The sequence below is a fragment of the Aeromonas sp. L_1B5_3 genome (assembly GCF_963866575.1).
GTDB lineage: Bacteria > Pseudomonadota > Gammaproteobacteria > Enterobacterales > Aeromonadaceae > Aeromonas > Aeromonas jandaei.
In genome coordinates this window covers 1-9,298 of record NZ_CAWMDN010000166.1, presented here as the reverse complement: position 1 = coordinate 9,298, position 9,298 = coordinate 1, and the positions used below count along the sequence as shown (strand labels likewise).

The 9,298-nt window shown below is 58.8% G+C and carries 8 protein-coding genes; 6 read left to right on the top strand and 2 right to left on the bottom strand.

The annotated features are described in order from the left end of the window. Positions 1–910: YqaJ viral recombinase family nuclease (locus AACR93_RS22120; RefSeq protein WP_043851988.1), on the bottom strand; the 910-nt coding region annotated here is incomplete at its 3' end. A 94-nt stretch (positions 911–1,004) separates the two neighbouring features. Then, entirely contained in the window at positions 1,005–1,955 is a 951-nt protein-coding gene (locus tag AACR93_RS22115) for a DUF932 domain-containing protein (RefSeq protein WP_043851987.1), read from the bottom strand. 568 nt (positions 1,956–2,523) lie between these two features. Between AACR93_RS22115 and pncC the strand changes: the two genes are divergently transcribed. From pncC to csrA, 6 genes are all read left to right on the top strand, one after another. After that, positions 2,524–3,015: a nicotinamide-nucleotide amidase gene (pncC, locus tag AACR93_RS22110; RefSeq protein ID WP_033115928.1), complete on the top strand. Its 492-nt coding sequence runs from the start codon at positions 2,524–2,526 to the stop codon at positions 3,013–3,015. A 79-nt stretch (positions 3,016–3,094) separates the two neighbouring features. Continuing rightward, positions 3,095–4,159, top strand: a complete 1,065-nt coding sequence (gene recA / locus AACR93_RS22105; RefSeq protein ID WP_043851986.1) for a recombinase RecA — start codon at positions 3,095–3,097, stop codon at positions 4,157–4,159. Positions 4,160–4,203: 44 nt separating this feature from the next. After that, a complete protein-coding gene (locus AACR93_RS22100; protein WP_043851989.1) occupies positions 4,204–4,713 on the top strand; it encodes a regulatory protein RecX in 510 nt (169 codons plus the stop codon). Positions 4,714–5,008: 295 nt separating this feature from the next. Further along, the gene (alaS, locus tag AACR93_RS22095; RefSeq protein WP_042033273.1) at positions 5,009–7,633 is read left to right on the top strand and encodes an alanine--tRNA ligase; all 2,625 of its coding nucleotides are present in this window, start codon (positions 5,009–5,011) and stop codon (positions 7,631–7,633) included. Positions 7,634–7,649: 16 nt separating this feature from the next. Further along, complete coding sequence (locus AACR93_RS22090; RefSeq protein ID WP_043851985.1) at positions 7,650–8,888, top strand: aspartate kinase; 1,239 nt, start codon at positions 7,650–7,652, stop codon at positions 8,886–8,888. Between the two features lie 103 nt (positions 8,889–8,991). Next, a complete protein-coding gene (csrA, locus tag AACR93_RS22085) occupies positions 8,992–9,180 on the top strand; it encodes a carbon storage regulator CsrA (RefSeq protein ID WP_005305164.1) in 189 nt (62 codons plus the stop codon). Positions 9,181–9,298: the final 118 nt, after the last annotated feature.

Sequence of the window (9,298 nt, the reverse complement as noted above, 5' to 3'; positions counted from 1 at the left end):
GATGATCCTGACCGAGCTTTTCGAGATCCGGTGCTAGCCGGTCTTTGCTGCGCTTCCAGGTGATCTTGCCATCGGCAAACAGCCCGGCTGTCGCTTCACCCAAGGTCGCTTGCAGCCGCTGTTTGAGTTGTGACTCCTGCAGCTCGACAGCTTCCTTTTGCTGACGTAAGCGCAGTAGCTCCCCAAACAGCTGGTTAAACTCGGGAGAATCCGAGAGATCCAGCGTCTGACCATCATCGCGGGGAAAGAGCCAGCTCAGGGCATTGGCGGCATCGCTGGAGCCGTCAGGATCGGGCTGCTGGTCTTGTTGCACCATCTGCCAGAACTGCGCTTCCCGCTCGGTGAGATCCTGGATCTTCTCCTCATCGCGCTCGATGCGGTAAATCCGAAAATCCTGGCCGCCGATCAGCACTGCCACCTCAGCCCAGGCATGGCCGGTAACCGCCAATTGATGCAGTACCTGACACTGATAAGCCACCGGCACACCTTCCTCCCACTGGGGGGCGCTGTGATAGCTGGCGGTCTTGATCTCCAGAATGCCCGGCCCATCGGGATGGCCGACTACCTCCCGATCGAGGTTGGCGAGCATGAAGGGTTGCTCGGGGTGTTGCAGCACAGCATTGACCCGTCGCACACGAAAGCCGGTGCGTTTGGCATAGACCTGCGCTAACACAGGCTCCAGCTCAATGCCCCACAGCACGGCTTCCTTGTGTGAGATATCCTCCGGCTCCTTGCGACCGGTCTTCTCCAGCCAGAGGCTGAGCGGGCATTTGTAGGGGGAGAGCCCCACTGCGACGGCGGCATCGGAGGAACCAATGCCGAGTTTACGGATAGCGAGCCACTGCTCGCGGGTTAACTGGGTAGTAGAGGCTAGCCGCAGGGCTTGGCCATATTTGGCTTTTGCTTTCATGACTATTCCTTGTTGACGGCATAAATGGCTACGCCCGGATTGGCTTGCGCCAGTCCGGGTGAGGTCGTTATGCGATTTGAATGGGGAAGCGTAATTACTGCAGCAGAGTGAGTGCCTGATTCAGGGCTTGGGATTTGAGTTGGGCCCCCTGACCAAACCAGGCGGAGTCGAGCCGGTGATCTTGGCTGCGGGCACGGCGGTGGTGATCCACGTATTCAGTGACCGCATTGACCAGCCCCCAGGCGGTATTGCGGGAGCTCGCAAGTTCTGAGCCCATGCCTGCGCCCTGATAGAGCTCATGCAGCCGTTGTACCGGCTTGGTGAGAATGATGTTCTCCTCATCGAGCGGTTGCGCCAGCAAGTCGCTGAAAAAGCGCAGCGCCTCTTCGGGGGCTACGGGCCGCTGTGCCAGCGCCTTGGTCTGGATTTTGAACTCATCCCAATGGGAGAGCCCCAGCCCAAGCGACTCTTTGACAGCAGCGGCGTCGAACTGAGTGGAGTGGGGCACCTTGATGGCGCCGGTAGCGCCACGCAGTGCCATCTGCAGGGTGTTATTGCAAACCACCCGCAAAGAGGTGAACTGCGCCGTGGTGCAGAGCGTGCCGTCGCAGCTGGTCGCCAGCAGCAAATAGGACTTTACCAAGTCATTGCCTTTGAGCTTTAGGTCCTGACCTGTTTTAGCCAGAGCCCACAGCTTGCGGCCGCCTTTAAGCGAGCCTGCTGTTTCCAGCTCAAAGCCACCGGCTTCTACCAGATCTTGATAGAAGTGCAGCACCTCGTGAGGCTGTACCACGTTGTAGCGACTTGAGACCACCGATAGGGGGGCGAGGGTATCGGAGCGATACAGCACCTTGCTATCGCTGTAGGGACGGATATGCAGTGCATCGGAGGCGACGTTAAACATTACGTCACTCTGCTCAATGGTCCAATTCATCCCGGCTGCCTGCAGCCAGATATCGAGAGATTGTTGCGGGGGCAAGACATTGCCAAGGCCATGCCAAGGGGTTTGGCCGGTGTAGGCCATGGTGTCGATCAGGTGAGCCATATCTCCTCCAGGAATTGTGAAATGCAGACATCAGCCTGCTAACTCATGGAGGTGATGTAGGTTTGAAAGTTTATTGAATAGGATGTAGTCGTGTTTTTATTTGTGTGTGCTGTTAAGCAGCATACAGGTTGTTATGTTTGGACAATGCCCTTCATTGGAGATGTGGGTGCAGGATTGGTAAAAGAGGCTCAATCATGAAGGGTGTTTATAGCGTAGGCTAAAGCGTAGGCAGGTAAATAAATTTCAAAAAAACGCATTAAAATCAACATGTAAATACCCTTGCATCATGGGCGTGTGGGCGCTGAGATTGGCGCTTGGCGCGACGCCAGTAGCTTGGTGTTGTGCGGTCATGTTCTATTCCAGAAGGGGCCTCTGCGGGCCCGGGTCTGCGGTGATGAGCCTTGAGCTTGATGGCGCCATTCTACACATAAGCGCTGCGCCGGGGGAGGTTGGCTCACACCACCATTTGGCTGATGCGAGCCATCTGCCTTGTGACAATCAGCTCAGTTGCGAGGGGCTGCGGCGGGATCGCATAATGTGCCCTTTACACGCATCAGAAGGAGCTGTGATGAAACTGGACGCAGAGATAGAGCATCTCGCCATCGAGCTGGGGCGTGCCCTTGGTCAACGGGGCTGGCTGGCGGCGACCGCCGAATCCTGTACCGGCGGTGGAGTGGCTACGGCCATCACAGACATCGCGGGTAGCTCCGGCTGGTTCGATCGCGGTTTTGTCACCTACACCAACGAGGCCAAACAGCAGATGCTGGGGGTGAGCCGCGAGAGCCTTGAGCGGCACGGCGCGGTGAGCGAGGCGGTGGTGCTGGAGATGGCCCGCGGCGCGCTGGCGCACTCGTCTGCCTCCATCAGCGTTGCTATCAGTGGCATCGCCGGCCCCGGCGGCGCGACCGAGGGCAAGCCGGTCGGCACCGTCTGGTTCGCCTGGGCCGACAGCAATGGCCGCCACCACTCCCTGCTGGCCCGCTTCGACGGGGATCGCCGGCAGGTGCGCCAGCAAGCGGTGAGACAGGCCTTGTCGGGTCTGTTGGCCCTGCTCAGATAAATTGGGCTTGATACTGTATGAATAGACAGTATACTTAGCCCAACTTCATTTTTACTCACGATTTCCAGCGGAGATTGGCATGGATCAGAACAAACAGAAGGCACTGGCGGCTGCGCTGGGTCAGATTGAAAAGCAGTTCGGCAAAGGCTCCATCATGCGTCTGGGCGACAGCAAGACCATGGATATCGAGGCCATCTCCACCGGCTCCCTCTCTCTGGACGTGGCGCTGGGGATCGGTGGTCTGCCGTGCGGTCGTATCGTCGAGATCTACGGCCCGGAATCTTCCGGTAAAACTACGCTGACCCTGCAGGTTATCGCCGAAGCCCAGAAGAAGGGCAAGACCTGTGCCTTCGTCGATGCGGAGCACGCACTGGATCCCATCTATGCTGCCAAGCTCGGCGTCAACGTCGACGACCTGCTCATCTCCCAGCCGGATACCGGTGAACAGGCGCTGGAGATCTGCGACATGCTGGTGCGCTCCAACGCCGTTGACGTCATCATCGTCGACTCCGTGGCAGCCCTGACTCCGAAAGCGGAAATCGAAGGCGAGATGGGTGACTCCCACGTTGGTCTGCAGGCCCGTCTGATGTCCCAGGCGCTGCGCAAGCTGACCGCCAACATCAAGAACGCCAACTGCCTGTGCATCTTCATCAACCAGATCCGGATGAAGATCGGCGTCATGTTCGGCAGCCCGGAGACCACTACCGGTGGTAACGCGCTCAAGTTCTACGCCTCAGTGCGTCTGGATATCCGTCGTACCGGCGCCATCAAGGAAGGCGACGAAGTGGTCGGTAACGAGACCCGCGTCAAGGTAGTGAAGAACAAGGTGGCACCTCCCTTCAAGCAGGCCGAATTCCAGATCTTCTACGGTGCCGGCATCTCCAAAGAGGGAGAGCTGGTGGATCTCGGCGTCAAGCACAAGCTGATCGACAAGGCGGGTGCCTGGTACAGCTACAACGGCGAGAAGATTGGTCAGGGCAAAGCCAACGTGATGAAGCTGTTCGCCGAGAACAAGGCGCTGGCTGGCGAAGTGGAAGCCAAACTGCGCGAGCTGCTGCTCTCCGGTGCCGTACCTGTCGATGACAAGGCTGCATCGGTTGAGGCAGAAGAGTTCGATGCCGAAAGCGAACAAGAGTTCGAATAAGGAACAAAGGAAGGCCGGGTAGATACCCGGCCTTGTTATTTATGATGGTAGATGAATCCGTGACCGAATCGCTCGAGCCCGCCGAGCCGACCTTTGCCGAACAGCTGGCCGCTGCCCGCGGCTATGCCATGCGCAGTCTGGCCCGCCGCGAGAGTGCCGAGTCGGAGCTGGCCAGACGCTTGCGCCAGCAGGGCTATCAGGAAGAGGTGATCGAGGCGGTGGTCGACTACTGCCGCGGTTATAACTGGGTCAATGACGAGCGATATGGTGCCATGGCGGTGCGGGCCGGTGCCGCCAAGGGACATGGCCCGCTCAAGATCCGTTTCGAGCTGCGTCGTAAGGGGCTGGATGATGGCCAGATCGATGCCGCCTTCGAGCAACCCGAGCTGGACTGGTTCGAGCTTGCCTTCGAACTGCTGGAGCGACGGGCAAAAATTGCCGATCTGGCCGATTTCAAGCTGCGGATGAAGTGGCTCAAATATCTGCTGGGGCGCGGCTTCACCCAGGATCAGGCCCGTTACGCCATCTCGGCCCTGCAGGAGCGGGAGGAGTAACGCCACTGCGTGGCAACAGTCGTTTTACCTCTTCTTGTGGCAGGTTTTTCCTGCCGGCTCAGTAGGTTGCGAGCGCAATTCCGAAAAAGCCGCCTTTTGTTCATCTCATCCCTCTTTCTGCGCTGCTTTTTTGCCTCTCGATAGTGAAAAAAGCCACTGTGAGCAGTGGCGCTCTTTTCTGGCCCGTTTATGTGCGCTTTTTCGCCCGTGGCGGCCCTGTCCGTTTTACTTTACCCCGCAGAAAACTTACATTAATGCGGTTAAAAGTCCGTATTCGAATCAAGCAGGATTTTCCATGTATATGTCCACGTCAGAGATTCGCGCTGCGTTTCTCGAGTATTTCCGTTCCCAGGGGCACCAGGTTGTCTCCTCCAGCTCGCTGGTACCGCATAACGACCCGACCCTGTTGTTTACCAACGCGGGTATGAACCAGTTCAAGGACGTGTTCCTTGGCGCAGACAAGCGTGCCTACAATCGCGCGACGACTTCCCAGCGTTGCGTGCGTGCCGGTGGTAAGCACAACGATCTGGAAAACGTCGGCTATACCGCTCGTCACCACACCTTCTTCGAAATGCTGGGCAACTTCAGCTTCGGTGACTACTTCAAGCAGGATGCCATCAAGTTTGCATGGGGCTTCCTGACCGAGGTGCTGCAGCTGCCGAAAGATCGCCTGCTGGTGACCGTCTACGCGACTGACGATGAAGCTTTCGATATCTGGGAAAAAGAGGTCGGTGTCCCGGCCGATCGCATCGTGCGCATCGGTGACAACAAGGGGGCCCCTTACGCTTCCGACAACTTCTGGGCGATGGGCGATACCGGCCCGTGCGGTCCCTGCACCGAGATCTTCTATGACCACGGCGATCACATCTGGGGCGGCCGTCCCGGCTCACCGGAAGAGGATGGCGACCGTTTCATCGAGATCTGGAACGTGGTGTTCATGCAGTTCAACCGTCAGGCTGACGGCACCATGGAGCCGCTGCCGCGTCCGTCCGTGGATACCGGCATGGGTCTGGAGCGGATCTCCGCCATCATGCAGGGTGTGCACTCCAACTACGAAATCGACATCTTCCAGGCGCTGATCAAGAAAGCGGCCGAGATTGTTGGCACCACCGATCTGAGCAACCAGTCCCTGCGCGTCATCGCTGACCACATCCGCTCCTGCGCCTTCCTGGTGGCAGATGGCGTGATGCCGTCCAACGAAGGCCGTGGCTATGTGCTGCGCCGCATCATCCGCCGCGCCGTGCGTCACGGTCGCAAGCTGGGTGCGACCGACGTTTTCTTCTACAAACTGGCTGCCGAGCTGGCAGTGCAGATGAAGGATGTCGCTGCCGAGCTGATCGCCCAGCTGCCGCTGGTCGAGCGTGTGCTGCGCATCGAAGAGGAGCAGTTCGTCCGCACTCTGGATCGCGGTCTGTTGCTGCTGGAAGACGCTCTGGCCAACCTGGGCGATGCCAAGGTTATTCCGGGCGAAGTGGTGTTCAAGCTCTATGACACTTATGGCTTCCCGGCCGACCTGACTGCCGATGTGGTGCGCGAGCGCGAGATCGGCATCGACGAAGAGGGCTTCAAGGCCGAGATGGAGAAGCAGCGTGCTCGTGCCAAGGAAGCGTCCAGCTTCGGCGTGAACTACAACGAGATGCTCAAGCTCGACTTCGAGACCCCCTTCACCGGTTACAAGACCCTGAGCGAGCGCACTCGCGTGGTCGGTATCTACAAGGGTGTGGAAGAGGTGAGTGGTCTTATTGCCGGTGACGAAGCGGTCATCGTGCTGGAAGAGACCCCCTTCTACGCCGAGTCCGGCGGCCAGATTGGCGACAGCGGTACCCTGAAAGTGGACGACGGCATCTTTGCCGTGACCGACACCCTGAAAGCGGGCAAGGCGATCATCCACAAGGGCTACATGGAGTTGGGCACCCTGGAGAAGGGGGCCGAGGTCGAGGCCGTGGTGGATGCTGACCGTCGTCAGGCCATCGCCCTGAACCACTCCGTGACTCACCTGCTGCACGCAGCTCTGCGTCAGGCTCTGGGCGAGCACGTCACCCAGAAAGGTTCTCTGGTTGGGGCCGAGCGCATGCGTTTCGACTTCTCCCACTTCGAGGGGCTGACCATGGCGACCATTCGCCGGGTCGAGGAGCTGGTCAACAACCAGATCCGCGCCAATCACGAAATCACCACCCAGCTGATGGATCTGGAAGCGGCCAAGTCCGCCGGTGCCATGGCGCTGTTTGGTGAAAAATATGAAGACGACGTGCGCGTGGTGCGCATGGGCGACTACTCCACCGAGCTGTGCGGCGGTACTCACGCCAAGCGTACCGGTGATATCGGCTTCTTCAAGATCATCGCCGAGAGCGGTATCGCTGCTGGCGTGCGCCGTATCGAAGCGGTGACCGGCAAAGCGGCCATCGACTTCATGCATCAGGTTGGCGAGCAGATCGAAGAGGCTGCTGCCCTGGTTAAAGGTGACCAGTTCTGCATCGCCGACAAGGTTCGCCAGATGCTGGACAAGGCCAAGATGATGGAGCGCGAGCTGGAGCAGCTCAAGGCCAAGCTGGCCGCTCAGGCCGGTAACGACCTGCTGGGTCAGGTGATCGAGATCAACGGTCAGAAGGTGCTGGTTGCAGCGCTGGAAGGGGCCGATCCGAAATCCCTGCGCGGCATGCTGGACGAGCTGAAGAACCAGATGAAGTCCGGTGTTGTGTTGCTGGCAACCTGTGCCGATGGCAAGGTCAACCTGATCGCAGGTGTCACCAACGACCTGACCGGCAAGGTCAAGGCCGGTGAGCTGGTCAATCTGGTTGCCCAGCAGGTGGGTGGCAAGGGCGGTGGCCGTCCGGACATGGCACAGGCGGGTGGTACCCAGCCTGAGGCGGTGCCGGCAGCGCTGCAATCCGTTCACTCCTGGCTGGAAGAGCGCCTGTAATCGGGCGAGGTGATCTGTGGCACTCTATGTACAGAAGTACGGCGGCACCTCGGTCGGCACACTGGAGCGGATCGAGGCGGTAGCTGAGCGGGTCGAGCAGACCCGCGCCCAGGGACACGACGTGGTGGTGGTTGTCTCCGCCATGTCGGGCGAAACCAACCGGTTGCTGGGCATGGCCCAGCAACTGGATCCTGATGCCAACCGGCGCGAGATGGATGTACTGGTCTCCACCGGTGAGCAGGTCACCATAGCGCTGCTGGCCATCGCGTTGAACAAACGCGGTTGCCCGGCGGTCTCGATGACTGGCGATCAGGTACGGATTCATACCGATTCCGCCTATGGCAAGGCGCGCATCACCCACATCGACACCGAGCTGGTTCAGGCCGAACTGGCTGCGGGCAAGGTGGTGGTGATCGCCGGTTTCCAGGGCCGTGACGAGCATAACGCCATCACGACGCTGGGCCGCGGCGGTTCGGATACCACGGCAGTTGCCGTGGCGGCGGCCATCAAGGCCGATGAGTGCCAGATCTTTACCGATGTGGATGGGGTATACACCACGGATCCGCGCATCGAGCCCAAGGCTCGTCGTCTCGACACCATCACCTTCGAGGAGATGCTGGAGATGGCCAGTCTCGGCGCCAAGGTGTTGCAGATCCGCTCGGTGGAGTTTGCGGGCAAGTACCGCGTCCCGCTGCGGGTGCTGTCGAGCTTTGTCGACGGAGAGGGAACCTTAATCACATATGGAGGTGAGAGGATGGAAGCTCCCCTGGTATCCGGGATCGCTTTTAACCGCAACGAGGCCAGCCTGACCATTCTGGGTGTGCCGGACAGACCGACCGTGGCTGCGCAGATCCTGAACCCGATCAGCGACGCCAACATTGATGTCGACATGATTGTGCAAAATACCCTGGGAGATGGCACCGCCGACTTCACCTTCACGGTGAATCGTGACGACTACCGCCGTGCTCGTGCGCTGCTGGAGGAGACCGCCACTGAGCTGGGAGCCTCCTGCGTGCAGGGGAATGGCGAGATTGCCAAGGTCTCCATTGTCGGTGTCGGCATGTGGAACCATCCCGGTGTTGCGCGCACCATGTTCAAGGTATTGGGCGAGGAGGGGATCAACATGCAGTTGATTTCTACCTCTGAAATCAAAATCTCGGTGGTGATTGACGAGAAGTATCTGGAGCTGGCGGTGCGGGCCCTGCACGCCGCTTTTGGATTGGATCAAGCGCCCCAAGAGCAGCCTTTGGGCTAACAATCGCTGATTGATTTAGTTTCAACCATTTACCATATCGGTATCTTTGTAAGATAATGTCGCATATCGATATAAAAACAAAACAGGATACAGGAGCAAGCGAATGCTTATTTTGACTCGTCGTGTAGGGGAAACCCTGATGATTGGTGATGAAGTGACTGTCACCGTACTGGGCGTTAAAGGTAACCAGGTCCGTATCGGTGTTAACGCGCCGAAAGAGGTCTCCGTACACCGCGAAGAGATCTACCAGCGCATCCAGGCTGAGAAAGTACCGGGTCAATCCGGCTTCTAAGCGGCTTTAATGGCTGTGACAAGGCGACACCTCATGTGTCGCCTTTTGTTTTTTAAGGCCAGGCAAAACCGCGCTGCAAGGTGCAAAAGAGCGGGATAAGTGTCGATGCTGTCTCTTA